General features: G+C 72.1%; 19 protein-coding genes. 12 read left to right on the top strand and 7 right to left on the bottom strand.

Annotated elements, in window-relative coordinates; all coding sequences use genetic code 11:
* The first annotated feature begins 38 nt into the window (after positions 1–38).
* Entirely contained in the window at positions 39–1,406 is a 1,368-nt protein-coding gene (locus tag B0I33_RS07540) for a WS/DGAT/MGAT family O-acyltransferase (RefSeq protein WP_106177853.1), read from the top strand.
* A gap of 73 nt (positions 1,407–1,479) precedes the next feature.
* Here B0I33_RS07540 and B0I33_RS07535 read toward each other — a convergent pair whose 3' ends face one another.
* Together B0I33_RS07535 and B0I33_RS07530 are read right to left on the bottom strand one after the other, a co-directional pair.
* A complete protein-coding gene (locus B0I33_RS07535; protein ID WP_106177852.1) occupies positions 1,480–2,895 on the bottom strand; it encodes an amidase in 1,416 nt (471 codons plus the stop codon).
* Positions 2,896–2,930: 35 nt separating this feature from the next.
* Positions 2,931–3,848: a D-2-hydroxyacid dehydrogenase gene (locus B0I33_RS07530; RefSeq protein WP_106178235.1), complete on the bottom strand. Its 918-nt coding sequence runs from the start codon at positions 3,846–3,848 to the stop codon at positions 2,931–2,933.
* Positions 3,849–3,999: 151 nt separating this feature from the next.
* Here B0I33_RS07530 and B0I33_RS07525 point away from each other — a divergent pair, with 151 nt between their 5' ends.
* From B0I33_RS07525 to B0I33_RS07500, 6 genes are all read left to right on the top strand, one after another.
* Entirely contained in the window at positions 4,000–4,749 is a 750-nt protein-coding gene (locus B0I33_RS07525; protein ID WP_106177851.1) for a maleate cis-trans isomerase family protein, read from the top strand.
* Between the two features lie 44 nt (positions 4,750–4,793).
* Positions 4,794–5,513 (top strand): maleate cis-trans isomerase family protein, encoded by a 720-nt coding sequence (locus tag B0I33_RS07520; RefSeq protein ID WP_106177850.1) that lies wholly within the window; start codon positions 4,794–4,796, stop codon positions 5,511–5,513.
* A 2-nt stretch (positions 5,514–5,515) separates the two neighbouring features.
* Positions 5,516–6,247 carry a GntR family transcriptional regulator gene (locus tag B0I33_RS07515; RefSeq protein WP_106177849.1) on the top strand — a complete coding sequence of 244 codons (732 nt, stop codon included), beginning with the start codon at positions 5,516–5,518 and terminating at the stop codon, positions 6,245–6,247.
* Between the two features lie 80 nt (positions 6,248–6,327).
* Positions 6,328–7,128, top strand: coding sequence for a helix-turn-helix domain-containing protein (locus tag B0I33_RS07510; protein ID WP_106177848.1), 801 nt, complete (start codon positions 6,328–6,330; stop codon positions 7,126–7,128).
* An 87-nt stretch (positions 7,129–7,215) separates the two neighbouring features.
* A complete protein-coding gene (locus B0I33_RS07505; protein ID WP_106177847.1) occupies positions 7,216–8,124 on the top strand; it encodes an alpha/beta hydrolase in 909 nt (302 codons plus the stop codon).
* Complete coding sequence (locus B0I33_RS07500; RefSeq protein WP_106177846.1) at positions 8,117–8,593, top strand: nuclear transport factor 2 family protein; 477 nt, start codon at positions 8,117–8,119, stop codon at positions 8,591–8,593. The genes B0I33_RS07505 and B0I33_RS07500 overlap by 8 nt, the downstream gene beginning before the upstream one ends.
* On the opposite strand, the gene B0I33_RS07495 is transcribed toward B0I33_RS07500, so the two are convergent.
* Genes B0I33_RS07495 through B0I33_RS07485 form a run of 3 tightly spaced genes read right to left on the bottom strand, consistent with a single transcriptional unit; the run spans position 8,588 to position 15,441 of the window.
* Positions 8,588–12,865 carry an HAD-IC family P-type ATPase gene (locus tag B0I33_RS07495; RefSeq protein ID WP_106177845.1) on the bottom strand — a complete coding sequence of 1,426 codons (4,278 nt, stop codon included), beginning with the start codon at positions 12,863–12,865 and terminating at the stop codon, positions 8,588–8,590. The genes B0I33_RS07500 and B0I33_RS07495 overlap by 6 nt on opposite strands.
* 60 nt (positions 12,866–12,925) lie before the next feature.
* A complete protein-coding gene (locus tag B0I33_RS07490) occupies positions 12,926–13,981 on the bottom strand; it encodes a tartrate dehydrogenase (protein WP_106177844.1) in 1,056 nt (351 codons plus the stop codon).
* The gene (locus B0I33_RS07485; protein WP_106177843.1) at positions 13,978–15,441 is read right to left on the bottom strand and encodes an NAD-dependent succinate-semialdehyde dehydrogenase; all 1,464 of its coding nucleotides are present in this window, start codon (positions 15,439–15,441) and stop codon (positions 13,978–13,980) included. The genes B0I33_RS07490 and B0I33_RS07485 overlap by 4 nt, the downstream gene beginning before the upstream one ends.
* 113 nt (positions 15,442–15,554) lie before the next feature.
* Here B0I33_RS07485 and B0I33_RS07480 point away from each other — a divergent pair, with 113 nt between their 5' ends.
* From B0I33_RS07480 to B0I33_RS07460, 5 genes are all read left to right on the top strand, one after another.
* A complete protein-coding gene (locus B0I33_RS07480) occupies positions 15,555–16,808 on the top strand; it encodes an aspartate aminotransferase family protein (RefSeq protein WP_106177842.1) in 1,254 nt (417 codons plus the stop codon).
* A 53-nt stretch (positions 16,809–16,861) separates the two neighbouring features.
* Positions 16,862–17,362 (top strand): DUF3830 family protein, encoded by a 501-nt coding sequence (locus B0I33_RS07475; RefSeq protein ID WP_106177841.1) that lies wholly within the window; start codon positions 16,862–16,864, stop codon positions 17,360–17,362.
* Between the two features lie 562 nt (positions 17,363–17,924).
* Positions 17,925–19,298 (top strand): FAD-binding oxidoreductase, encoded by a 1,374-nt coding sequence (locus B0I33_RS07470; RefSeq protein ID WP_106177840.1) that lies wholly within the window; start codon positions 17,925–17,927, stop codon positions 19,296–19,298.
* A gap of 19 nt (positions 19,299–19,317) precedes the next feature.
* Positions 19,318–20,871, top strand: coding sequence for an acetolactate synthase large subunit (locus B0I33_RS07465; protein ID WP_106177839.1), 1,554 nt, complete (start codon positions 19,318–19,320; stop codon positions 20,869–20,871).
* A 209-nt stretch (positions 20,872–21,080) separates the two neighbouring features.
* On the top strand, positions 21,081–21,806 hold the full coding sequence (locus B0I33_RS07460; protein ID WP_245900485.1) for a PP2C family protein-serine/threonine phosphatase: 726 nt from the start codon (positions 21,081–21,083) through the stop codon (positions 21,804–21,806).
* Between the two features lie 74 nt (positions 21,807–21,880).
* On the opposite strand, the gene B0I33_RS07455 is transcribed toward B0I33_RS07460, so the two are convergent.
* Together B0I33_RS07455 and B0I33_RS07450 are read right to left on the bottom strand one after the other, a co-directional pair.
* The gene (locus B0I33_RS07455; protein ID WP_106178233.1) at positions 21,881–24,052 is read right to left on the bottom strand and encodes a 3-hydroxyacyl-CoA dehydrogenase NAD-binding domain-containing protein; all 2,172 of its coding nucleotides are present in this window, start codon (positions 24,050–24,052) and stop codon (positions 21,881–21,883) included.
* A 14-nt stretch (positions 24,053–24,066) separates the two neighbouring features.
* Positions 24,067–25,278 carry an acetyl-CoA C-acetyltransferase gene (locus B0I33_RS07450; RefSeq protein ID WP_106177838.1) on the bottom strand — a complete coding sequence of 404 codons (1,212 nt, stop codon included), beginning with the start codon at positions 25,276–25,278 and terminating at the stop codon, positions 24,067–24,069.
* Positions 25,279–25,286 lie beyond the last annotated feature (8 nt).

Here is a 25,286-nt window from a genome sequence, read left to right as displayed (position 1 = left end):
CTTGGCGTGTGCCCACGCAAGCGAGCGAGGTGAGGTCGATGCCGATGATGCCCGTGACCGACTCGATGTTCCTGCTCGTCGAGACCCGAGAGCATCCCATGCACGTCGGCGGGTTGCAGCTGTTCACCAAACCCGACGGCGCGGGGGACGACTACCTGGCCAAGCTCCGGCACGACATGCTCGAGAACACCGAGGTGCGCAGCCTGTTCCGGCGCCGCCTCGCCAAGCCGGTGAACTCGCTCGGCTACCTGGCCTGGGTGGAGGACAACGACCTCGACCTGCACTACCACTTCCGGCACTCCGCCCTTCCGCAGCCTGGCCGCGTGCGCGAGCTGCTGGAGCTGACCTCGCGCTGGCACAGCACGCTGCTCGACCGGCACCGGCCACTGTGGGAGATCCACCTCGTGGAAGGTCTCAACGACGACCGGTTCGCCATGTACAGCAAGGTGCACCACGCCGTGATGGACGGCGTCTCGGCGCTGCGGCACCTGCAGGGCATCCTCAGCGACGACCCGTCCGCGACGGACTGCCCCGCGCCGTGGGGCTCGCGGTCCCCGCAGCGGCCGAGGCGGCCCCGGCCCGGGCCGTTCGACCTGCTCCGGACGGCCCGTCGCACGACGGAGCAGCTCGCCGGGCTCGCGCCCGCCGCGGTCAGGGTGGCCAACGAGGCGTTCCGGGAGCACCGGCTGACCCTGCCGATGCAGGCGCCGAGGACGATGCTCAACGTGCCGATCGGCGGTGCCCGCCGGTTCGCCGCGCAGTCGTGGCCGCTGGACCGGGTGCGCGGGGTCGCGTCGGCCGCGGGCGTCTCCCGTAACGACGTGGTGCTCGCGATGTGCGCGGGCGCGCTGCGGGACTACCTCATCGAGCAGCGGGCACTGCCGGACGCGCCGCTGGTGGCGATGGTGCCGGTTTCGCTGCGCACACGGTCGGACGGCGGGGAGGCCTCGGGCAACCAGATCGGCGCGATGCTGTGCAACCTCGGCACCGACCGGACGGACCCGGCGGCCCGGCTCGCCGTGATCGCGCGCTCGATGCGGGACGGCAAGCGGCTGTTCAAGGACCTCACCCCGCTACAGGTGCTGCTGCTCTCGGCGCTCAACGTCGCCCCGCTCGGCGCGTCGCCGGTGCCCGGGTTCGTCAACAACACCCGGCCGCCGTTCAACGTCGTCATCTCGAACGTGCCCGGGCCGCGCAAGCAGATGTACTGGAACGGCGCCAAGCTCGACGGCGTGTACCCGGCCTCGGTACTGCTCGACGGTCAGGCGCTGAACATCACGCTCACCAGCAACGGCGACAACCTCGACTTCGGCATCACGGGCTGCCGCCGCAGCGTGCCGCACCTGCAGCGGCTGCTGACCCACCTGGACACCGCACTCGCCGAACTCGAGTACGCGACCCGGTGACCTGCCGACCCGCCCTCGTGAGTGAAAAACGTCGTTCTCACCACGTTCAGCACTCACGAGGGCACGCGGGTGGTCAGCGGGCGGCCTTGGGAGCCGCGCGGCGGTCGGTGGGCCAGGGCCGGATCTCCTCGACCAGCTTGGCCACCGCGAGCACGAGGTCGTCGGAGTGCCGGGGGCCGACGATCTGCAATCCCACCGGCAGTCCCCGCGAGGTGAACCCCGCGGGCACGCTGATCGCGGGCTGCTGCGTCATGTTGAACGGGTAGGAGAACCGCGCCCACTGCATCCAGGAGTCCAGCCCGCTGCCCGGCGGCACGTCGTGCCCCGCCTCGAACGGCTGGATTCCCACCGACGGCGTGAGGAGGATGTCGTGCCGGGTGTGGAACTCGCCCATGTGGATGCCGAGCGCGGCCCGTTCGGCGGACGCCTCGAGATAGTCGCTGGCCGAGTACGTGTGCCCCTGCCGCCACACCTGCGCCAGGCCGGGGTCGACGCGCTCGGCCGAGCCCGGCGGGAACGTGTCGAGCCACTTGGCCGCGCCGGTCGACCACAGCACGCCGAACGCGTCGATCGGGTCGGTGAACCCGGGGTCGGTCTCCTCGACGTGCACACCCGCCTCGGTCAGCGCCGCGACCACGGACACGACCAGCTGCGCCACCTCCGGGTCCACGTCCACGTAGCCGAGATCCAGCGAGAACGCCGCCCGCAGGCCGCGCACGTCCCGGCGCACCGCCTCGCGGTAGGTCCCCGGCGGAGGCGGCAGTGCGGCCGGGTCACGGTGGTCCGGCGTGGCGAGCACGTCGAGGAACAGCGCGATGTCGTCCACCGACCGGGCCATCGGCCCGGCGTGCGCGAGCGGGCCGAACGGGCTGGCCGGGTACAGCGGGATCCGGCCGCCGGTCGGCTTGAACCCCACGATGCCGCAGAACGAGGCCGGGATCCGCACCGAGCCACCGCCGTCGGTGCCCACCGACAGCTCGCCCATGCCGGTGGCCACGGCGACGGCGCTGCCGCCGCTCGACCCGCCGGGGGTCAGCGACGGGTCGTACGGGTTGCGGGTGACGCCGTCGAGCGGGCAGTCCGTGACGGCCTTCCAGCCCAGCTCGGGGGTGGTGGTCTTGCCGAGCAGCACGAGCCCGTTCTCCCGCATCCGCGCGGAGACCGGGCTGTCGACGTCCCACGGCTGGTCGCGGTCGATGCACAGCGAGCCGCGCAGCGTCGGCCAGCCCTGGGTGAGGAACATGTCCTTGATGGACGCGGGCACGCCGTCGAGCCAGCCGATCGGGTTACCCTCGCGCCAGCGCTCCTCCGAGTGCCGGGCCTGGTCGAGCGCCACCTCGGGGTCGGCGAGCGTGTAGGCCTTGTACTCCGGATCCAGCTTCTCGATCGTCTCGAGCGCTCCCCGGGTCACCTCGACCGGCGACAGTTCACCCGAGGAGTACGCCGCGACGAGCTCGCTCGCCGTCAGCAGGGGTTCCGTGCTCCGCATCGCTCTCCTTGAGTGCCTATCGCGTGAACGGTGCCTCAATCCGCCGAGGGTACGTAGCCCAGTCGTTTGTCGACCACGTTGCGCAGGGGTTCCCCGGCCCGCCACCGCCGGAAGTTGTCGGCGAACACCTCCACCAGCGCGTTGCGCCAGCCGATGAAGTCCCCCGACATGTGCGGCGACACGAACACGTTATCCATCGTCCACAGCGGACTGTCGGCGGGCAGGGGCTCGGTGTCGAACACGTCGAGCGCGGCGCCCGCGATCGACCCCGCCCGCAGGGCCTCGACCAGGTCGTCGGTCACCACGAGCTCGCCGCGGCCCACGTTGACGAACCGCGCGTCCGGCCGCATGGCCGCGAACGCCTCGGCGTCGAACATGCCCTTGGTCCGCTCGGTCAGCGGCGCCACGACGACGACGAAGTCGAAAGCGGACAGGTGCCCGTTCAGCTCCGCGGACGCGTGCACGGTGCCGAAGTCGGGGTCGCCGTCCCTGGCGCGGCGCCCGGCGCCGGACACGCGCATCCCCGCGGCGCGCAGCAGGCGCGCGATGGCCCTGCCGATGGGCCCGGTGCCCACCACGAGGGCGTGCCTGCCCGCGATGCGCTCGCTCTCCCGGTGCCGCCACTCCCGGTTGTCCTGCAGCCGCACCGACCGGGCGAAGTCCTTGGCGAAGGCCAGGATCACCCCGAGGACGTACTCGGCGATCGAGTCGTCGAACACGCCCCGCGAGTTGGTCAGGACCACGTCGCTGTCGCGCAGTCCGGGGAACAGCACCGGGTCGACGCCCGCGCTCGCGATGTGCAGCCACCGCAGCCGGTCCGCGGCGTGCCAGGCGTCCGGAACGGCGGTAGAAAGGAAGTCGTAGACGAACAGCGCGTCGGCCCCGCGCAGCGCCTCGGCGAGCCCGTCGGCGCGCGTGTAACGCACAGTCGCCTCTTGCTCGATGGGGTGCATGTCCGGGGGGTGTTTCTCGCCGCACAACACCGCCAGCACCGGACGATCCGTGCCGATCACGTTGACACGGTAAGAGCCAGTCGTATGATTGTCAACAATCCGAGGAATAACCCCGGAGGCACTCCCTCACAAGCCCGTCGAAGGTTGAGCCTTGGATTTCGCAGCCCTGGACTTCCCCGCGTTCGATGGCCCGGTAGCCCAGCGCGGCATCGGTGTCATCGCGCCGTTCGACCTGGCGCTGGAGCGGGAACTCTGGCGCTGGGTGCCGATGGAAGTCTCGCTGCACCTGGCTCGCACCCCGTACGAGCCCGTGCCCGTGAGCATGGAGATGGCGCACCTGGTCAGCAACGCACAGCACCTCGCGGCGGCCACCAGGGACGTGCTGCACGTCGAACCCGAGGTCGTGGCCTACCTGTGCACGTCAGGTAGCTTCGTCAACGGCGTCGACGCCGAGCACGCGCTGCGCAAGGTGATCTGTGACGCGGGCGCCCCGCAGGCGGTCACGACGTCCGGCGCGCTCGCGGAGGTGCTGCGCCAGCTCGACATCGGCCGCGTCTCGGTGCTCACCCCGTACGACGCCGACCTCACCGCCAAGCTGCACGACTTCCTGGGTGAGCTGGGCGTGGAGACCCTGTCGAGCGACCATCTCGGCCTCGGCGGCGGCATCTGGAAGGTCAGCTACCGCACGATCGCGGAGCGGATCATCGCCGCCAACCACGACGACGCCGAGGCGATCTTCGTCAGCTGCACCAACCTGCCCACCTACGACGTGATCGACCCGCTGGAGTCCGCGCTCGGCAAGCCGGTGCTCACCGCCAACCAGCTCACGATGTGGGCCTGCCTCAGGCGGATGGAGCTGCCCATCGTCGGCCCCGGCCAATGGCTCCGGGAAGTGTCTTGACCAGTTTTACTAGGATTGTCGACAATCCTAGTAGGAGGTGTGCCGTGAGCACGATCGGATTCATCTACCCCGACCACGCCGCCGAGGACGACTACCCGCTCGCCGAGCGCCTGCTCGGCGGCGACGTCCGGCTGCCGGTGGCGCACATCTACGGCACCGACCTGCACGCGGTCGCCGAACTGCTGGACCTGGGCAGCCCCGCCAGGCTCACCGAGGGCGCCGGGCTGCTGGCCCGGCACGAGCCGGACGCCGTCGTGTGGGCGTGCACGAGCGGCAGCTTCGTCTACGGCTGGGACGGGGCCACCCAGCAGGTCGCCGGGCTGTCCGAGGCCGCGGGCGGGCTGCCGGCGTCGAGCACGTCGTTCGCCTTCGTGCGGGCGGCGAACGCGCTCGGGCTGCGGCGCGTCGCCGTGGCGGCCAGCTACCCCGACGACGTGGCGGCGCTGTTCGCCGAGTTCCTCGGCAAGGGCGGGATCGACGTCGTGTCGATGTCGGCCGCCGACATCGACACCGCGGCGGAGGTCGGCAGGCTCGACCCCGAGGCGGTGGTGGATCTCGTCGCCGGCCGCGACCACCCGGACGCGGAGGCGCTGCTCGTGCCGGACACCGCCATGCGCACGCTCGCGCTCCTCGACCGGATCGAAGAGCGCCTCGGCAAGCCGGTGCTCACGGCCAACCAGGTCACCGTCTGGGAAGGACTGCGGCTCGCGGGCGCCTCGCGCGCGGTACCCGGGCTCGGCACCCTCTTCCGGACGGGGGCGTGAGAATGCTCGCCGACATCGAACCGGTCAACCGGGAGTCCACCGCGGGCATCATCGCCCGCCAGCTGCGGGACGCGATCATGACCGGTGCCCTCCCGCCCGGCACCCAGCTCGGGGAGACGGAGCTCGCCGCGCGGTTCCAGGTCTCGCGCGGCCCGCTGCGGGAGGCGATGCAGCGGCTGGTGTCCGAGGGCCTGCTGCGCAGCGAGCGGCACCGGGGGCTGTTCGTCATCGACCTGGAACCCGGCGACGTCTACGACATCTACGCCGCGCGCTCGGCGGTCGAGCGGGCCGCCGCGATCCGGGTCATGCGCGGCGGCGACCGGGAGCGGGTGACCGCCGTGCTGGACGCCGCCGTCGCGGCCATGGCGGAGGCCGACGAGCAGGACGACCCCGCCGCGCTCACCGAGGCCGACCTGCGGTTCCACGAGGAGCTGATCGAGGCCTCCGGCAGCAAGCGGCTGGCGCGGATGGCGCGCACGCTGCTGATCGAGACCCGGATGTGCCTCACCGCGCTGCAGGGCACCTACGGCAGGAACGCGCAGGGCGTGGACGAGCGCGTCGCCGAGCACAACCAGATCATCGCGGCCATCCGCGAGGGCGACGAGGTCGCCGTGCTGACGCTGCTGGAGGCCCACATGGAGGACGCCGTGCAGCGGCTCGCGCCCGGCACCAGCCTGCACGCCGACGCCGTGCCGCACGTGCCCTCCGGTACCCCGCTGCCCGGCGCCGGGTGAAGCCCCGCGCGGTAGGTCAAGGGCAGGAACGTCGTTCCGGCGACGGGGAAACACGCACGGCCCACCGGTAACCTGACGACGTGGTGTCCTCGGTACTGCGCTGGCCCGGCATGCGCTCGCTGCACGCCAGGATCCCGCCGGACGAGGGCCCGACCGTCACCGGGCCGCAGCAGGTCGGCGTCTCGTTCGCCGCGCACCGGGGCGTCGTCCTCGAACGCGACGGCCGGGCGGCGCGGCTCGACATCCGGCCGGGCGACGTGTTCGCCAACGGCCGGGACCACCTCTACTGGTCGGAGGTCGCCGGACCGGACGAGGTGGTGGAGATCTACCCCGACGCGGCGCTGCTGCGCGCGGCCGCCGGGACGTCCCGCACCCCGGAGATCGAGCCCCTCGCCGGTGCCCGCGACGCCGTGGTGCTCGCCGTCGCCTCGACGCTGAAACGCGCGCACCTGCGTCCCGGCTCGCTCGGGGACGTCGCGGCCAGCGAGCTCGCGCACCGGCTGGCCGCGCACCTCGTGACCTACTACGGCGGCCGCCGCGCGTCCCGGCCGCCCACCGGATGCCTCGACCGGGTGCAGCTCGACCGGGTCGCCGCACTCGTCGAGGACCGGCTCGGCGACCCGCTGACGGTCGCCGACCTCGCCGCCGCGGCGACGCTGAGCCCGTTCCACTTCGCGCGCTCGTTCCGGCTCTCGACCGGGATGGCGCCACACGAGTTCGTCACCTCGCGGCGGCTGGACCGTGCCACCTTGCTGCTGCGGCACACCACGCTCAGCGTCGCGGAGGTGGCGTACGCGGTGGGGTACTCGAACGTGGGCCACTTCCGCCGCCTCTTCCGGCGGCACACCGGCATCCTGCCCGCCGCGGCCCGGTCCCGCTGAACCACCGAGAACAGCAGGATCGGACCTCCCCGGACGCCGCCGCCGCTGCCACGCTGCCGTCGGTACAACGCGAAACCGGGGAGACCGATGCAGACCGAACCCATCCCGATCCTGGTGCCCGGCAACGGAACCGTCCTCGCCGGCCGGGTCTACGGGCAGCCCGCAGATCCGGCGGTCCGGCGGCCGGTCGTCCTCGTCACCGGCTCCTGGCTCACCGTCAAGGAACAGATGGCCCACGTCTACGCGGAAGCGCTCGCCGAGCGCGGCTGCACGGCCATCACCTTCGATTTCGCCGGATTCGGCGAGTCGGAAGGCGCGCCGCGCCAGGCGGAGCTGCCCAGCCGCAAGATCGCCGACATCGGCTCCGCGGCGCGCTTCGCGGCCACCCTGGCGGTGAGCGGACCGTCCGGTGTGGGCTATCTCGGTGTGTGCGCGAGCGCCCAGTACGCCCTGGCCGCGATCGCCGCGGGGGCACCGATCACGTCGTTCGCGAGCGTCGCCGGCTGGTTCCACGACCCGGCCACGGTCGCGCCGTTCTACGGCGGCATCGACGGCGTGCGGGCCCGCCTGGACCGCGCGCGGGACGCCGTCGCGCGGTACCGCGCGAGCGGTGAGGTCGTCACGGTACCCGCTTACGCCGAGGGTGACGAGCGGGCCGCGATGTTCCTCTCCCTGGACTACTACGCCGATCCCGCACGCGGTGCCGTTCCGGAGTGGACGAACGCGATGGCGGAGCTCAGCTGGTGGCACTGGCTCGGCTTCGACGGGCTCACCGCCGCCTCCCGGGTCGGCGTGCCGACTCTGCTGGTGCACGGCGACGACTGCGTGTTTCCCGGCAATGTGGAGTCCGTGCGGGACCGGCTGACCGGGCCGGTGGAGACGGTGTGGTCGAGGGGCGGGCAGACGGACTTCTACGACCGGCCGGAGCAGGTCGAGCGGGCGGCGGACGCCGCGGCCGAGCACTTCCGGCGAACCCTGGGGGCGGGCGATGCGTGACCACGGGGTGGATGACGTCGTCACGGCGCTGCTGCTGGCGGTCGACGAGCTGGACTGGACCGGGGTGCGCGCCGCGCTGGCCGACGAGGTCCGCCTGGACTACACGGACCTGTTCGGCGGCGAGGTGGAGACCGTTCCCGGCGACGAGGTGGTGCGCCGCTGGCAGGGCCTGCTCCCCGGGTTCGACGCCACACAGCACCTGACGGGGCCGCTCCTGGTGGCCGAGGGAGCAGGCGGGGACACCACGGTGCGTACGGCCGTCCGTGGCTACCACCGGTTCACCGAGGGTGGCGAGCACGCCACGTGGATGGTCGCGGGGCGCTACGACATGCGGGTACGCCGGACGCCCCGCGGGCCGCGGGTCACCGCCGTCACGCTGACGGTCAGCTACCAGGATGGCGACCCGAAGCTCACCGAGCTCGCCGCGCGACGGGTGGCGGAAGGGGCAGGCGGCCGCGTGGGCTCATGACCCGGCGACGGCGCTCAGCACGGTCGCCGCGCTCGCGCTGCCCAGCGCGATGCCCCAGCCGACCGGGCCGAGCGGAGTGCAGCCGAAGAACCGGCTGACCCCCGGCGTCTGGATGGCCGCGGCCAGCACGGCGGCCGAGCCGAGCCCGCTGGCCAGCACGCCGGGGCTGCGTCCACCGGTGAGCAGCGTCTGGCCGAGCTGGGTGCCGACCAGCGCCGCGAGCGCGACCGTGCCCGCCCTGCGCCGCCGCCCGGTGAGCCGGGCCAGCGTCCACGCGGCGGAAGCGCCCAGCGTCGTGGTCCCCGCGCGGACGCCGATCTCCCGGTGGAGACGGCCGCCGAGCGAGCTCTCCGGACCCTCCTGCAGCAGTTCCTCGACGGTCTCGTGACTGGGCCTCCGCAGCGCGATCGCGAGCGAGGGTGCCAGGTCCGTCAGCAGGTTGACCAGCAGCAGCTGACGCGCCACGAGCGGCGACCTGCCGGTCATCACCGCGCCGAGCACGTTGAACGCGATCTCCCCGAGGTTCCCGCCGAGCAGCACGCCGAGCGCGGAGCGGACCGAGGCCCACATCGCGCGGCCCTCCACGAGCGCGGCGATGATCGTCTCCAGCCGGTCGTCGGTGACCACCAGGTCGGCCGCGGCCTTGGCCGCGGGCGTGCCGTGCCCGCCGAGCGCGATGCCCACGTCGGCGAGCCGGATCGCGGGCGCGTCGTTGGCACCGTCCCCCGTCATGGCCACGGTCCGCCCGATCCGCTGGTACGCCTTGATGATCCGCACCTTCTGCGCCGGGCTGCACCGCGCGACCACGTCGACCTCGGGCAGCTCCCGCTGCAGCCGCTCGTCGTCGAACTCGTCGAGTTCGGCCCCGGTCACCACCCGCAGCTCGGTGCCGTCCCCGTTGATCTCGGACGCGATGGCCTCCCCGGTCACCGGGTGGTCGCCCGTGATCATCACGATGTGCACGCCCGCGGCCCGCAGTTCCTTCGCGGCGGGCGCGGCGCTGCGGCGCACCGGGTCGGCGATGGCGACGAACCCACGGAAGCTCAGCTCGGTCACCAGCTCGTCGCTCGCCTCCGCGGAGTCCACCTGCCGCTCCGCGACGGCCAGCACGCGGTGCCCCTCCTCGGCCAGCCGCTTCATCCGGCCGTTCAACCGTTTGCGGGTCTTGCCGTCCAGCGCGCAGCGCGGCAGCACCTCCTCGGGCGCTCCCTTGACGCTCAGCAGCCGTCCCTTGCGGGTCTCCCCCACCGCGGCGTGGTAGCCGCGGGACGGCTCGAACGGCGCCGACGACAGCGGCCGCCAGCCGGACGCCCCGGTCGCGGTGCCCATCTTCAGCCGCCGCCCGGCCTCCAGCACCGCGCGGTCGGTGGCGTGTGGCAGCTCCTCCGGGTCGTCGGCGTGCGGGGTGGCCCGCAACGCGGCCGCCAGCACCGGCCGCAGCGACTCGCTGAGCGTGTCGACCCGGCACCGGTGGTCGCCGTCGTCGACCTCGCTGACGCTGAGCCTGCCCTCGGTGAGCGTGCCGGTCTTGTCGAAGCAGAGCACGTCGACCCGGCCGAGCGCCTCGATGCTGCGCGGGTTGCGCACGAGCACGCCGTGCTCGGCGAGCCGCCGGGCGGCGGCGAGCTGGGCGGCGTTGACCAGGAACGGCAGCCCCTCCGGCACCGAGGCCACCGCCAGGTTCACGGCGGCGGACATGCTCTCCCGCAGCGGCACGCCGCGCAGCAGCCCGGCCCCGGCGACGGCCGCGGCGGAGCCGACCGCGAACGGCATGCTCTTCTCGGTCAGCTCGGTGAGCCTGGACTCCACACCGGTCGGCGGCGCGCCCTCCCTGGCCAGCGCCATGCTGCGCCCGGCCTCCGTGTCGTCGCCGACGGCCACGACCACCGCGGTGCACTCGCCCGCGGCCACCGTGGTGCCCTCGTACACCATCGACGTGCGCTCGGCGATCTCGGCGGCCACGACCGGGGCGGGATCCTTCGCGACCGGCAGCGACTCCCCGGTCAGCGACGACTCGTCGAGTTCGAGGCCGTCCGCGTCGAGCAGCCTGCAGTCGGCGGGCACGACGTCACCCGACGTCAGCGCCACGACGTCCCCTGGCACCAGGTCGTCCGCGCTGATCACCCGCTCGTCGCCGGAGCGCAGCACCGTGGCGCTCACCGAGGAGCGGCTCAGCAGGTCGGCCAGCTCGCGGTCGGTGCGGACCTGCTGGATGCTGCCGATCAGTGCCGACAGCCCGGTGATCCCGGCCACCAGCGCGGCGTCCGCGGGCGAGCCGACGGCGGCCGACAGCGCCGCGCCACCGGCGAGCACGGGGGTGAGGGGGTTCGCCAGCTCGGCGAGGAACGCGCTGCCGAGGCTGGTCGTCATCGCCTCGGAACCCCCGCCGCGGTCCCTGGCCCTGCGCCGCGCCACGTCGTCGGTCAGTCCCTGCTCGCCGGTGTCCAGCCGGTCGAGCACGGCGCGCGCGGGCATCAGGTGCCAGGGCACGGTGTCCGGTGCCGCGGCCTCGGGCGGGGAGAGCTTGCGGGCGTGCCGCCGGGCGTTGGCCAGGGCGAGCCCGGCTCCCGCGTTCAGCGCACGCATCCCCCGGCCGGTCGCGCCGGCGCGCCGCCGTCCCTGCAGCGCGGTGACCACCCCGACGCCGGTGGCCGCCTGCGCGATGCGGATGCTCTCGCGGTTGACGTCGCGGGCCACGGCGACCGCCTCCGCGAGCAGGGCCGCCGCGCGCATGTCCTCCCCGACGAGCACGTGCGCGCCCCAGGGCGCGGGCTCGCCGTCGCGGTGCGTGCCGACTCCGCAGTCGGCGGCACCCAGCGCGCGCCGGTCCCGCGACACCAGCAGCACGCCGTGCCCGTCCCGCTGCAGCTCACGGACCGTGGCCAGGGGATCGTCGGTGTGCTCGATCCGCAGGTCGCCACGCTGGGCGGCGACCATGAGCGAGTGGACCCCGGGCAGCGGCTCACCGCCGAGGGCGAGCACGGCCTCCAGCCGCCTGCCGCGGGCGAGGCCGAGCACGGCGTCCGCGCCCTGCTTCTCCAGGCGCTGCCGCTCCCGGACACCCCGGCGTCCCTCGAGGTCGAGCTCGTCCACCGGGCCGAGGGTCCAGTCGCCGTCGCGGCGCACGGCCTTCGGGTCGGCCGGGTCGAACAGCGTCCAGGCCAGCTCGGCGATCCGGCGCGGATCGCTGCCGGGCAGCGCGACGAGGTCCCGCTGCACGAGGCGGCCGGTCTCCAGGGCGGAGCCGTCGAGCACCAGGGCGTCGAGGCGGTCCATCCGGCGCAGCGCCGAGCGGTCCATCACCAGCACGCCCCGCTGGGCGAGAATCCGGCCGAGGTGCGCGGCGAACGCCGCCCGGCCCGACTCCGCGGCCTTCGGTATCGAGGAGAACCCGAGTGCCGCGGCCTTGCGCGGGCCCGCGAACGGCAACGCCGCGGCGCTCGCCGCGGCGCCCAGGGCGAGGACGCGTTTCTCGTACTCCTCCACCTGCCCGTCGGGCAGCGGGACCGGCCGCGGCCCCGCGACCGGCGCCGCCGCGGCGTGGTCCGGCCCGGTGATCAGCCTGGCCTCGGCCTCACACCACACGCGTTCCTGGGCCCTGGCCTCCCGCAGGCGGTTGAGCCGCTGCGCGCTGTCCAGCAGGGCACCCTCGCCACCGGCGGCGAGGCCCTGGGTGAGCGCTCCCGCGATGGCCGTCATCGAGTCCGCCTTCTCGTGGCTGTGCGTGTTGCGGGCGGCGGCCTCCCGCAGTGCCGGGTGGTGGCTGACCAGTCCCGGCAGCGCCGCGATCTCGGCAGGCAGCGGGGCCCACGGCGCGAGGCGGGTGATCAGGGACAGCCCCAGGCCGAACGCGTCCGCTGCCAGCGTCGGCACGAGGCGCGTGCCCTTGGCGCCGTCGGCCGGGTGGTGCAGCTCGTCCTCGGCCGCCTCCTCCTCCGGGCAGGACGGCGCGGCCTCGGCGCGTTCGACGAGACGGACGAGTTCGCCGCGGGGAGGCGGCGGGTCGGCCACCCCGACGATCACCCGGGCGGCGGGGGCGTTGACCCGCGCCCACTCCACGCCGGGATGCTGTTCGAGTTCGCGCTCGATGCGCCTGCCGACGCGGTCTCCGCCGGGCCCGTGGACGCCGTGTGCCTCGATGTGCAACCGGCCGGGGCACGACCACACCTGCCTGCGCGGTCGCGTGGCCAGCCCGGCCAGCCCGCGCGCGGTGCCGACGGCGGTGCCCACGGCTGTCAACGGACCCGGTACCCGAACCCCCAACAACCTCATGGCACCTCAAGTGCCCAGAACCGCGGTTTTCTATGCGTGACCCTGCCGTTCCCGGGGCAGCTACAGCGCGGCGGCGATGGCGGAGCCGAGCTCCGCGGTGGTGGAGCGGCCGCCCAGGTCCGGGGTGCGCACGGCGCCGTCGGCGAGCACCTTCTCGACGGCGCCCTCCACCGCGGCCGCCGCGGCGTCCTCTCCGAGCTGGCGCAACATCATGGCCGCCGTGAGCACCTGCGCGACCGGGTTCGCGATGCCCTGGCCCGCGATGTCCGGCGCGCTGCCGTGCACGGCCTCGAACATCGAGGGGAACTCCCGCTCCGGGTTGATGTTGCCCGAGGGAGCCATGCCGAGCCCGCCGGTGACCGCCGCGGCGAGGTCACTGAGGATGTCGCCGAAGAGGTTCGACGCGACGACCACGTCGAGCCGGCCGGGCTGCTGCACCATCCGGGCGGCGAGGGCGTCGATGTGGCACTGCTCGGCGGCCACGTCCGGGTACCCGGCCGCCACCTCGGCGAAGATCTCGTCCCAGAACGGCATCGTGTGGACGATCCCGTTCGACTTGGTCGCCGAGCACACCCGGCCGGAACGGGTGCGGGCGAGATCGAACGCGTAGCGGACGATCCGCTCGACGCCTGCGCGGGTGAACACCGCCTCCTGCAGGGCGAACTCGTCCGGTCTGCCCCGGTTGTGCCTGCCGCCGATCGTGGAGTACTCGCCCTCGGAGTTCTCCCGGACGATCACCATCTCCAGCTCCGCCGCGGTGCGGCCGGCGAGCACGGACGTGGTGCCCGGCAGCAACCGCACCGGGCGGAGGTTGACGTACTGGGCGAACGCGCGGCGCACCGGGATGAGCAGCCCCCACAGGGAGACGTGGTCCGGCACACCGGGAAAGCCCACGGCGCCGAGCAGGATCGCGTCGAACGCGGACAGCTGCTCGATCCCGTCGTCCGGCATCAACGTGCCGGTCCTGGTGTACCGCTCGCAGCTCCAGTCGAACTCCGTCCACTCCAGACCGAAGTGGTGCAGTTCCGCCGCCCGGCCGAGGACCTTGCGCGCCTCGGCCGTGACGTCGACGCCGATACCGTCGCCAGGAATGCCGGCGATGCGGTACGTCGTCACAGGTTCACCGCGATGTACTTGGTCTCCAGGAACTCGTCGATGCCGACGGTGCCGCCCTCGCGCCCGAGCCCCGACTGCTTGATCCCGCCGAACGGCGCCGCCGGGTTCGACACGATCCCCTGGTTGAGCCCGACCATCCCCGCCTCGAGCCGCTCACAGACCCGCAGCGCCCGCTTGAGGTCGTTCGTGTAGACGTAGCTGACCAGGCCGTACTCGGTGTCGTTCGCGGCGGCCAGCGCCTCCTCCTCGGTGTCGAACACGGAGATCGGCGCGACCGGGCCGAAGATCTCCTCCGCGGCCATGCGCGCGTCCGCGGGGACGTCGGTGAGCACGGTGGGCTGGTAGAAGTTGCCCGGTCCGTCCACTGTGGAACCTCCGGTGAGCACGCGCGCGCCGCGCTGCGCCGCGTCGTTGACCAGGGTGGTGACCTTCTCGACGGCGGCCTCGTCGATGAGCGGGCCGACCACGACCCCGTCCTCGGTGCCACGGCCGATCGGCAGCGCGGCCATGCGCTCGGTGAGCCTGCGGGAGAACTCGTCGGCGATGCCCCGCTGCACGTAGAACCGGTTCGCCGCGGTGCAGGCCTCGCCGATGTTGCGCATCTTCGCCTGCATCGCGCCGTCCACGGCGGCGTCGAGGTCGGCGTCGTCGAAGACCAGGAACGGGGCATTGCCGCCCAGCTCCATCGAGGTGCGCAGCACCTTGTCGGAGCACTGCTCCAGCAGCTTGCGGCCGACGGCCGTGGAGCCGGTGAACGACAGCTTGCGGGCACGCCCGTCCCGGATCAGCGGCTCCATGACCCCGCCGGAGTCGGTGGTGGTGAGCACGTTGAGCACGCCGTCGGGCAGCCCGGCATCGGCGAGGATCTGGGTCAGCGCCAGCATCGAGAGCGGCGTCTGCGCGGCGGGCTTGATGACCATCGTGCAGCCGGCGGCGACGGCGGGGCCGATCTTGCGGGTGCCCATCGCCATCGGGAAGTTCCACGGCGTGATGAGGATCGAGGGGCCGACGGGCTGCTTGGTCACGAGGAACCGGCCCGTGCCGTTCGGCGCGGTCGCGAAACCGCCGTCGATGCGGACGGCTTCTTCGGCGAACCAGCGGAAGAACTCCGCGGCGTAGGCGATCTCACCGCGCGCCTCGGCGAGCGGCTTGCCCATCTCCAGGGTCATCAGCAGCGCGAGCTCCTCCTGGCGGCGCATGAGCGCGTCGTAGGAGCGGCGCAGGATCTCGCCCCGCTCCCGGGGCGGGTGCTGGGCCCACTCGGCCTGCGCGGCGACCGCCGCGTCGAGCGCCGCGACGCCGTCCCCCGGGGAGGCGTCGGCGACCTCGCACAGGACCTCGCCGGTCGCCGGGTCGTGCACGGGGAACGTCCGGCCGCCACTGGCGGCGGTCCACTTGCCCCCGATGAACAGTTCCTTCGCCACCGCGTCGACGACGCCGGATTCACTGACCGTGCTCATTGCCTGCCTTGCCTCCGTGCTCCTGCGAGTGAATTGCGCCGCTGCGAGTGCCATGATACGAATATTGTTGACAATCTACAACCCCGCACGCGCCCTGAAGGAGATCCGCCGCCATGGCCCAGCTCTCGCCTCTCCTCAAGCAGGCCACGCCAGTCGTCGTCGACCGCGGCGAGGGCGTGTACCTCTACGACGTCGACGGCCGCAGGCACCTCGACTTCACCGCGGGAATCGGTGTGACGAGCACCGGCCACTGCCACCCGCGGGTGGTGCGGGCGGCGCAGGAGCAGATCGGCAAGCTCATCCACGGCCAGTACACCACCGTCATGCACCAGCCGCTGCTCGAACTGACCGAGCGACTGGGTGACGTGCTGCCGCCGGGGCTGGACTCGCTGTTCTTCGCCAACTCGGGCAGCGAGGCGGTGGAGGCGGCGCTGCGGCTGACCCGGCAGGCGACCGGGCGGCCGAACATCGTGGTGTTCCAGGGCGGGTTCCACGGCCGGACGGTCGCCGCCGCCTCGCTGACCACCTCCGGCACGCGCTTCAGCGCGGGCTTCTCCCCGCTGATGTCCGGGGTGCACGTGGCGCCGTTCCCGTACGCCTTCCACTACGGCTGGGACGAGCGGACCGCGACCGAGTTCGCGCTGAAGGAGCTGGACTACCTCTTCGCGACCATGACCGCGCCGAACGAGACGGCGGCGTTCTTCGTGGAGCCGATGCTGGGCGAGGGCGGCTACGTGCCCGCCAACCGGGAGTTCCTCGCCGGGCTGCGGGAACGTGCCGACGAGCACGGGATCCTGCTGGTGCTCGACGAGATCCAGACCGGCTTCGGGCGCACCGGCCGGTTCTGGGGCCACGAGCACTTCGACGTCCGGCCGGACATCGTGCTGATCGCCAAGGGGCTCGCCAGCGGCTTCCCGCTGTCCGGCATCGCGGCCTCGAAGGACCTGATGGCCAAGGCCTGGCCGGGTTCCCAGGGCGGCACCTACGGCGGCAACGCGGTGGCGTGCGCCGCTGCCGCCGCCACGCTGGACGTGATCCAGGAGGAGGGCCTGGTGGAGAACGCCGCCGCCAGGGGCAGGCAGTTGCTCGAGGGAGCCCGGGCCGTGGCGGGCAAGACCGCCGCGATCGGCGACGTGCGCGGACTCGGCCTGCTCGTCGGCTCGGAGTTCACCACGCCGGACGGCAAGCCGGACAACCCCACGGCGCAGGCCGCGCAGAAGGCGGCCGCCGAGCGCGGGCTGCTGCTGCTGACCTGCGGCGCGTACATGAACGTGGTGCGGATGATCCCGCCGCTGGTGGTCAGCGCCGAGCAGGTCGACGAGGCGCTGGACATCTGGGCCGAGGTCGTCGCGTCCGTCACCTCGTGAGTGTTCCCCGTCGTTAGAACAACGTTTTTCACTCACGACGGCGAGGAGCGCACATGGCTCGCTACATCACGATCACGCTGGACAAGCGCGGCGTCTCCTGCCGCGCCAGGCTGCTGGAGGCGGAGGCGCCCCGCACCTGTGCGGCGGTGTGGAACGCGCTGCCGCAGAGCGGCTCCGCCTACCACGCGAAGTACGCCCGCAACGAGGTCTACACGCTGGTGCCGCCGTTCGCCGAACCGAGGCCGGGCCGGGAGAACCCGACGGTGACGCCCATCCCCGGCGACGTCGTCTACTTCGGCTTCGAGCCGTGGGAGATCGGCAACCCGGCCTACGGTTACGAGGAGGGCAGCGAGGCGCACAGCGCGCAGGGCGCCACCGATCTCGCCATCTTCTACGGCCGCAACAACCTGCTGATCAACGGCGACGCCGGCTGGGTGCCGGGCAACGTCTTCGCCACCATCACCGAGGGGCTCGACGAGATGGCCGCCGCCGCGCAGGACCTGTGGTTGCGCGGCGTCGAGGGCGAGACGCTGTCGTTCGCGCGCGCACAGTGATCACCCGGACGGGTGGACCTGGAAAGATCACGATCGGTGCACCAGGTTCACCCGTCCGCGCAAGCGCGAACCCCCAGTTGCCGCATCAAGCACGGGGTCCTCGGGCGTGACGCTCCGCGGAGGGACCACGGACGGTCACCGTGACTACGTGACGTGACCCCGGCGCAAAACGCGAACGTGTTACGTGTTTAGCCTGGGGGGATGCCCTCCGCCCAGACCGCGCGGGAAGGGCGCTTTGACACCGGCGGGCACGGCGCGAAATCTTGATCTCGCTTTCGAAAGCGGTGTGCGCACACAGACCGTTGCAAGCGAATTCCGATCAAGGAGCCCCTCAATGCAGTTCTTTGCCACGCACGCCCACCACGCCGACGACATCATCACGAGCGTGCTGGCGCACCTGGCGCACGTGCTGGGCTGGCTGGTCTGACGACCTGACCGATCCTCCGGGATCGACAGCCCGGTAGGCGGGGCCGGTACGTTGGCGCGGACCGGCCCCGCCGCACGGAGCGGACCCGAAGATCGTTCATGGCGGCGGAGCAGGCGCCCGTACTAGTCTTCCGCCATGGGCGACGTTGCACAGCGGCTGGCCGGGATCGTCGGCGAGCAGCACCTCCTGACCGGCGACCGGATCTCCGACGACTACGCCGGTGACGAGTCCCTCGTCGGCCCGCCCGCCAAACCCGCGTACGTGGTCCGGCCCGCGACGGCGGACGAGGTGGCGGCGGTCCTCACGACCGCGGCCGAGCACGGTGTCCCGGTCACCGCCCGCGGCGCGGGCACGGGCCTTTCCGCCGCGGCGCGGCCCCGCCCCGACGGTCTGCTCGTCTCGTTCGAGCGCATGAACGCCATCCTCGAGATCGACACCACCAACCACGTCGCCGTGGTGCAACCCGGCGTCACGCTGTCCGAACTGGATGAGAAGACCGCCGAGAAGGGCCTCGGCTACACCGTCTACCCCGGCGAGCTCAGCGCGAGTGTCGGCGGGAACGTCGGCACGAACGCGGGCGGCATGCGGGCGGTCAAGTACGGAGTCACCCGCCACAACGTGCTCGGCCTGCAGGCCGTCCTGCCGACCGGCGAGATCATCCGCACCGGGGGCAAGATCGTGAAGACCTCCTCGGGCTACGACCTGACCCAGCTGATCATCGGTTCGGAAGGCACGCTCGCGCTGGCCACCGAGGTCACCGTGCGGCTGCACCCCCGGCTCGGCCACGGCGCCACGGTGCTCGCGCCGTTCTCCGACTTCGACCAGGTGATGGCGGCCGTGCCGGAGATCGTCTCCAGCGGGCTCGCGCCGCACATCCTGGAGTACATCGACGCGTTCACGATGGCCGCGATCACCTACACCGCGCAGCTGTCCCTCGGCGTGCCGGACGACGTGCGCGAGGCCTCGCAGGCGTACCTGGTGGTCGGGCTGGAGAACCGGGACGCCGACCGCCTCGACGGCGACGTGGAGACGCTCGGTGAACTGCTCTCCGGACTCGGTGCCTCCGATGTGTACGTGCTCGACGGCACGGCGGCCCGCAAGCTCATCGAGGCACGGGAGAAGGCCTTCTGGACGGCGAAGGCCGCCGGCGCCGACGACGTCATCGACGTGGTCGTGCCCCGCGCGGCGATGCCGGAGTTCCTCACCAGGGCACGGGAGATCGCGGCCAAGTCGGAGTCCGGCGTGGCGGGGTGCGGGCACGCCGGCGACGGCAACGTGCACCTCGGCATCTTCCAGAAGGACCCGGACAAGCGCGCGAACCTGCTGCATGACATCTTCGCGGTGGGCATGGAGCTGGGCGGCGCGATCTCCGGTGAGCACGGCATCGGCCAGGTCAAGAAGGAGCACTTCCTCGAACTCGAGGATCCGAACAAGATCGCGCTCATGCGGCGGCTCAAGCAGGCCTTCGACCCCGCCGGGATCCTCAACCCCGGCGTGCTTTTCGACTGAAACGTCCGCGAGGAGGGCCATGAACGGCGCGCAGTCCCTGATCCGCACGCTGGTCGACGCCGGTGTCGACGTGTGTTTCTCGAACCCGGGTACGTCGGAGATGCACTTCGTCGCCGCCCTGGACTCGGTTCCGGAGATGCGAGGTGTCCTCGGCCTCGCCGAGGGAGTCGTCACCGGCGCCGCCGACGGCTACGCGCGGATCGCGGGTCGTCCGGCCGCCACGCTGCTCCACCTCGGTCCCGGCCTGGGCAACGGCCTGGCGAACCTGCACAACGCGCGGCGGGCCCACACGCCGGTCGTCAACGTCGTCGGCGACCACGCGACCTACCACAAGCGCTTCGACGCGCCACTCGAATCCGACATCGAAGCGGTGGCCGGCTCGCTGAACGGATGGGTGCGCCGCTCGGACAGCACCGCCGACGTCGGCGCCGACGCCGCCGCGGCCGTCGCCGCCGCCCAGGACGCGCCGGGCCGGATCGCGACCCTGATCCTGCCCGCGGACGTGTCGTGGGGCGACGGCGGCAGGCCGTGCGCACCGGTGCCGCCCCGCGCCCCGAAGACGGTTCCGGAAACGACGATCAAGTCCGTCGCCGAGGTGCTGCGGACCGGGGAGCCGGTCGCGCTGCTGCTGGGCGGTGCCGCATGCCGGGAACGGGCGCTGCGCGCCGCGAGCCGGATCGCGGCCGCCACGGGGGCGAAGCCGTTCGTCGAGACGTTCCCGAGCCGCCTCGAGCGCGGCGCGGGCCTGCCCGCCGTGGAACGGCTGGGCTACCTCGCCGAGCAGGTCGCCTACCAGCTCGACGGGATCCGGCACGTCGTCGTGGCGGGCACCCGGCCGCCCGTGTCGTTCTTCGCCTACCCCGGAAAGGCGAGCGACCTGGTGCCCGAGGGCGCACAGGTGCACACGCTCGCCGGGCTCGACGAGGACGTGCCGACCGCGCTGGAGCACCTCGCCGACCTGGTCGCGGCGGACGTCCCGCCCGTGCTCGCCCAGTCGCACCGGCCGGAGCTGCCCTCGGGGGACCTCACCGCGCAGAACTGGGTGGACGTGATCGGCGCACTGCTGCCGGAGGGCGCGATCATCGCCGACGAGGCGAACACGTCGGGACTGCTGCTGCCCGGCGCGACGGCCGGCGCGCCCCGGCACGACGTGCTCACCCTCACCGGCGGCGCCATCGGGCAGGGCATGCCCGTAGCGACGGGTGCCGCGATCGCGGCACCGGACCGGCCGGTGATCAACCTCGAGTCGGACGGCAGCGCGCTGTACACGATCCCGGCACTGTGGACGCAGGCCAGGGAGAACCTGAACGTCACCACCGTCGTGCTGGACAACCGGGCCTACGCGATCCTGCGGATGGAGCTGCAGCGCGTGGGCGCGGAGAGCGCAGGGCCCAAGGCCAAAGGGCTGCTCGACCTGTCCGGCCCCGATCTGGACTTCGTCCGGATCGCCGAGGGCATGGGCGTGCCCGCCACGAGAGCCACGACGGCGGAGGAGCTGGCCGAGCAGTTCCGGCGTGCCCTCGCCGAGCCCGGCCCGCACCTGATCGACGCGATGGTGCCCCCGATCCTGTAGCCCGCGCGACGCTCCCCAATGTGGCATTGGTAACGCTGCACGCACCCGATGTGGCATTCGGTGCAGGGAACGAAACCAATGCCACATTGGGGAACTCGGTACCGCCCGGCACTCACAGGGTTTTCTTGGAGTATGTGGCGGCGTTCCCGCGTTGAAGGGGTAACGGCTGGTCTTCGGGGGACCGGCCACCGGTTCGAGGAGGAACGGCCGTGCTGACCACTCCGCACCTGCCGGGAACGATGCACACGCGATCCGATGCCGCCACCGACCGGGGCCCGCGCGGGATCAACGCCGACGCGACGGCCACGCACACCGATCCGCAGACCGGGCGGACGGCGTTCGTGGTGGCCGACGGGGTCGGCGACCACCTGCTCGCCGCCCGTGCCGCCCGGGTCGCCGCACGCACGGCGGCCACGGCCGCGGTCCGGTACGGGGCCGCGGCGGCGCTGCGCCGGGCGCAGGAGGAGCTGCGGGCCGAGTTCCCCGACGACAAGGCGGACGCCGTCCTCGTCGTGGCCGTCCTGCCACCCGGGGACCAGGAGGAGCCGATGTACGACATCGCGTGGGTCGGCGACTGCCGGGTGTACCGCTGGAACGGGCGGGTCCTGCACCAGGTGACCGTCGACCACACGCTCGCGGAGTTCTGGCGGGCACACGGGCTGACGCCGTCGCCGCGGATGGAGCACGTCGTCACCGACTCGGTGCGGACGGCGCGGGAGGCCGACATCGGCCACGCCCGGATCGGCGCCGGTGCGGGCCGCCTGCTGTTGTGCAGCGACGGCGTCCACAAGCCACTCGACCTGACCCGGATCAAGACGCTCCTGGCGAAGGACGCTCCCGCGAGCGCGACCGCCCTCGCACTGGTCGACGAGGCCAGGGCGGAGGGCAGTACGGACAACGCGACGGCACTAGTCGTCGACCGCTTCCCCGCCTGAGCCGACGGCAGTGAATGGCACATTCCCTGCGTTGAGTGCAGGGAATGTGCCATTCACTGCCGGATCGCCAGGCTCTACTCGAAGATCTCGCCCTTGTCGGCCTTCTCCACGAGGGACTGCGGCGGGGTGAAGTGGTCGCCGTAGCGCTCGGCCAGCTCACGCGCCCGCGCCACGAAGCCCTTCAGCCCGCCGGGGTACTGGTTCATGTACTGCACGACCCCACCGGTCCACGCGGGGAAGCCGATGCCGAAGATCGAACCGATGTTGGCGTCCTGCACCGACATCAGCACGCCCTCGTCGAAGCACTTGACCGTCTCCAGCGCCTCGGCGAAGAGCATGCGCTCCTTGAGGTCCTCGAACGGCACCGTCCGGCTGCCCGAGTCGAACGCCTCGCGCAGGCCGGGCCAGATGCCGGTCCGCTTGCCCTCGGCGTCGTAGGAGTAGAACCCGGCCCCGCTGGAGCGGCCCTTGCGGTCGAACTCGTCGATCATCCGGTCGATGACCGCCTCGGAGGGGTGCTCGTTCCACGTGCCGCCCGCGGCCTCGACGGCGGCCCGCGTCTCCTGCCGGATCTTGCGCGGCAGGGTCAGCGTCAGCTCGTCCATCAGCTGCAGCGGCGGCGCGGGGTACCCGGCCTGGGCACCGGCCTGCTCGATGCTCGCGGGCTCGACACCCTCGCCCACGGCGGCGACCGCCTCGTTGATGAACGTGCCGATCACACGGCTGGTGAAGAACCCGCGGCTGTCGTTGACGACGATCGGGGTCTTCTTGATCTGCAGCGTGAAGTCGAAGACCTTCGCCAGCGTCGCGTCGGACGTCTTCTGCCCGCGGATGATCTCCACGAGCGGCATCTTGTCCACCGGCGAGAAGAAGTGGATGCCGATGAAGTCCTCCTGCCTCTGCACGCCCTCGGCGAGGCCGGTGATGGGCAGCGTGGAGGTGTTGGAGCCGAGCACGGCGTCCGGGTTGACGATGTGCTCGATCTCGCCGAAGACCTTGTGCTTGAGGTCGGTGCTCTCGAACACCGCCTCGATCACGAAGTCGACGCCCTTGAAGTCGGCCGGGTCCGCCGTCGGGTGGATGCGCGCGAGCAGCGCGTCCGACTTCTCCTGCGTGGTCTTGCCCCGCTTGAGCGCCTTCTCCTCGAGCTTGACCGCGTAGCCCTTGCCCTTCTCGGCGTTCTCCACCGAGACGTCCTTGAGCACCACGTCGATGCCGGCCTTCGCGGCCACGTACGCGATCGCCGCGCCCATCATCCCGGCGCCGAGCACGCCGACCTTCTTCGCCTGGTACCGCTCGTAGCCGTCCGGCCGGGAGCCGCCGGAGTTGATGTGCTGCAGGTCGAAGAAGAACGCCTTCGTCATGTTCTTCGCGACCTGGCCGGTGACCAGGCTGACGAAGTAGCGGGTCTCGATCCCCGTCGCGGTGTCGATGTCCACCTGCGCGCCCTCGACGGCCGCGGCGAGGATCGCCCTCGGCGCGGGCATCGGCGCGCCCTTGAGTTGCTTGCGCAGGTTCGCCGGGAACGCGGGCAGGTTCGCCGCGAAGCTCGGGTTGGACGGCGTGCCGCCGGGGATCTTGTAGCCCTTGGTGTCCCAGGGCTGGACGCCACCCTCCGGGTTGGCCTTGATCCACTCCTTGGCCTTCGGCAGCAGCTCGTCGACCGAGCCGACCAGCTCGTGCACCAGGCCGATCTCCAGCGCCTTGGCCGGCTTGTGCCGCTGGCCCTGCACGAGGACGTTCATGACGGCGTTCTGGATGCCGAGCAGCCGCACGGAGCGCACCACACCGCCACCGCCGGGCAGCAGGCCCAGCGTCACCTCGGGCAGGCCGATCTGGCTGCCCTTGACGTCCGCGGCGATGCGGTAGTGGCAGGCCAGCGCGATCTCCAGCCCGCCGCCGAGCGCGGCGCCGTTGATGGCGGCGACGACCGGCTTGCCGAGGGTCTCCAGCCTGCGCAGCTGCGCCTTCAGCTCGTTGGTCCGCTCGGTGATCTCCGCGGCGTGCTCGGGCGTCGCCTGGATCAGGTCGTTGAGGTCGCCACCGGCGAAGAACGTCTTCTTCGCCGAGGTGAGCACGACTCCGGTGATCGAGTCCTGCTCGGCCTCCAGCCGGTCGACGATCACCCCGAGTGAGGAGCGGAAGTCGCCGTTCATCGTGTTCGCCGACTGCTTGGGGTCATCGAGCGTGAGCACGACGATGCCGTCGGAGTCCCGCTCCCAGCGGATGGTCTTGGATTCAGTCATGGTGGTCTCGTCCCTCACACGCGCTCGATGATCGTCGCGACGCCCATGCCGCCGCCGATGCACAACGTGACCAGTGCCCTGCGGGCCTGCCTGCGCTCCAGCTCGTCCACCATCGTGCCGAGGATCATCGCGCCGGTGGCGCCGAGCGGGTGGCCCATCGCGATGGCACCGCCGTTGACGTTGACCTTCTCCTCGGGGATCTTCAGATCCTTCATCCACTTGAGAACGACGGACGCGAAGGCCTCGTTGAGCTCGAACAGGTCGATGTCGTCGATGGTCAGCCCGGCGCGGTCCAGCACCTTCTGCGTGGCCGGAGTGGGCCCGGTCAGCATGATCGTCGGGTCGGACCCGGTGACGGCGGTGGCGACGACGCGCGCCCTCGGGGTCATGCCGATCGTCTTGCCGATCTCCTCGTCACCCATCAGCACGAGCGCCGCGCCGTCGACGATGCCCGACGAGTTGCCCCCGGTGTGCACGTGGTTGATCTTCTCGACCCAGTGGTACTTCTGCAGCGCCACCGCGTCGAAGCCGCCCATCTCGCCGATGCCCTCGAACGACGGCTTCAGCTTGCCCAGGGCCTCCAGCGTGGTGCCGGGCCTGCGGTGCTCGTCGTGGTCGAGGATCGTCACGCCGTTCATGTCCTTGACCGGCACGACCGACTTGGCGAAGTAGCCGCCTGCCCACGCCGCCTCGGCCTTCTCCTGCGAGCGCACCGCGAACGCGTCGACGTCCTCCCGCGAGAAGCCCTCCATGGTGGCGATCAGGTCGGCCCCGATGCCCTGGGGCACGAAGTAGGTGTCGTAGTTGGTCGCCGGGTCGGTGAACATCGCACCGCCGTCGGAGCCCATCGGCACGCGCGACATGGACTCGACACCGCCCGCGATGAGCAGCCGCTCGAAACCGGAACGCACGCGCTGCGCCGTCTGGTTCACCGCCTCCAGGCCGGACGCGCAGAACCGGTTGAGCTGCACGCCGGCCACCGTGTCGGGCAGCCCGGCCACCATGGCGGCGGCGCGCGCGATGTCCGCGCCCTGGTCGCCGACGGGCGAGACGACACCGAGCACGATGTCCTCGACCAGGGCCGGGTCCAGGTTCGGGTGCCGGGTCTTGAGCTCGTCGATCAGACCGACGACCAGATCGATCGGCTTGGTCCCGTGCAGGGATCCGCCCTTGTTCTTGCCACGAGGCGTGCGGATCGCCTCGTAGATGAACGCCTCTGTACTCACACCAACGG

This window comes from Prauserella shujinwangii, assembly GCF_003001955.1.
Lineage (GTDB): Bacteria > Actinomycetota > Actinomycetes > Mycobacteriales > Pseudonocardiaceae > Qaidamihabitans > Qaidamihabitans shujinwangii.
The sequence above is the reverse complement of the archived record's forward strand: the minus strand, read 5'-3'. Positions and strand labels throughout refer to the sequence as shown.

Bases quoted from the DNA above. Each gene is read 5' to 3' on its own strand.
- B0I33_RS07540 (WP_106177853.1), top strand. From the start codon at position 39: ATGCCGATGATGCCCGTGACCGACTCGATGTTCCTGCTCGTCGAGACC.
- B0I33_RS07535 (WP_106177852.1), bottom strand. From the start codon at position 2,895: ATGCGGAGCACGGAACCCCTGCTGACGGCGAGCGAGCTCGTCGCGGCG.
- B0I33_RS07530 (WP_106178235.1), bottom strand. From the start codon at position 3,848: ATGCACCCCATCGAGCAAGAGGCGACTGTGCGTTACACGCGCGCCGAC.
- B0I33_RS07515 (WP_106177849.1), top strand. From the start codon at position 5,516: ATGCTCGCCGACATCGAACCGGTCAACCGGGAGTCCACCGCGGGCATC.
- B0I33_RS07505 (WP_106177847.1), top strand. From the start codon at position 7,216: ATGCAGACCGAACCCATCCCGATCCTGGTGCCCGGCAACGGAACCGTC.
- B0I33_RS07500 (WP_106177846.1), top strand. From the start codon at position 8,117: ATGCGTGACCACGGGGTGGATGACGTCGTCACGGCGCTGCTGCTGGCG.
- B0I33_RS07495 (WP_106177845.1), bottom strand. From the start codon at position 12,865: ATGAGGTTGTTGGGGGTTCGGGTACCGGGTCCGTTGACAGCCGTGGGC.
- B0I33_RS07485 (WP_106177843.1), bottom strand. From the start codon at position 15,441: ATGAGCACGGTCAGTGAATCCGGCGTCGTCGACGCGGTGGCGAAGGAA.
- B0I33_RS07480 (WP_106177842.1), top strand. From the start codon at position 15,555: ATGGCCCAGCTCTCGCCTCTCCTCAAGCAGGCCACGCCAGTCGTCGTC.
- B0I33_RS07475 (WP_106177841.1), top strand. From the start codon at position 16,862: ATGGCTCGCTACATCACGATCACGCTGGACAAGCGCGGCGTCTCCTGC.
- B0I33_RS07470 (WP_106177840.1), top strand. From the start codon at position 17,925: ATGGGCGACGTTGCACAGCGGCTGGCCGGGATCGTCGGCGAGCAGCAC.
- B0I33_RS07465 (WP_106177839.1), top strand. From the start codon at position 19,318: ATGAACGGCGCGCAGTCCCTGATCCGCACGCTGGTCGACGCCGGTGTC.
- B0I33_RS07455 (WP_106178233.1), bottom strand. From the start codon at position 24,052: ATGACTGAATCCAAGACCATCCGCTGGGAGCGGGACTCCGACGGCATC.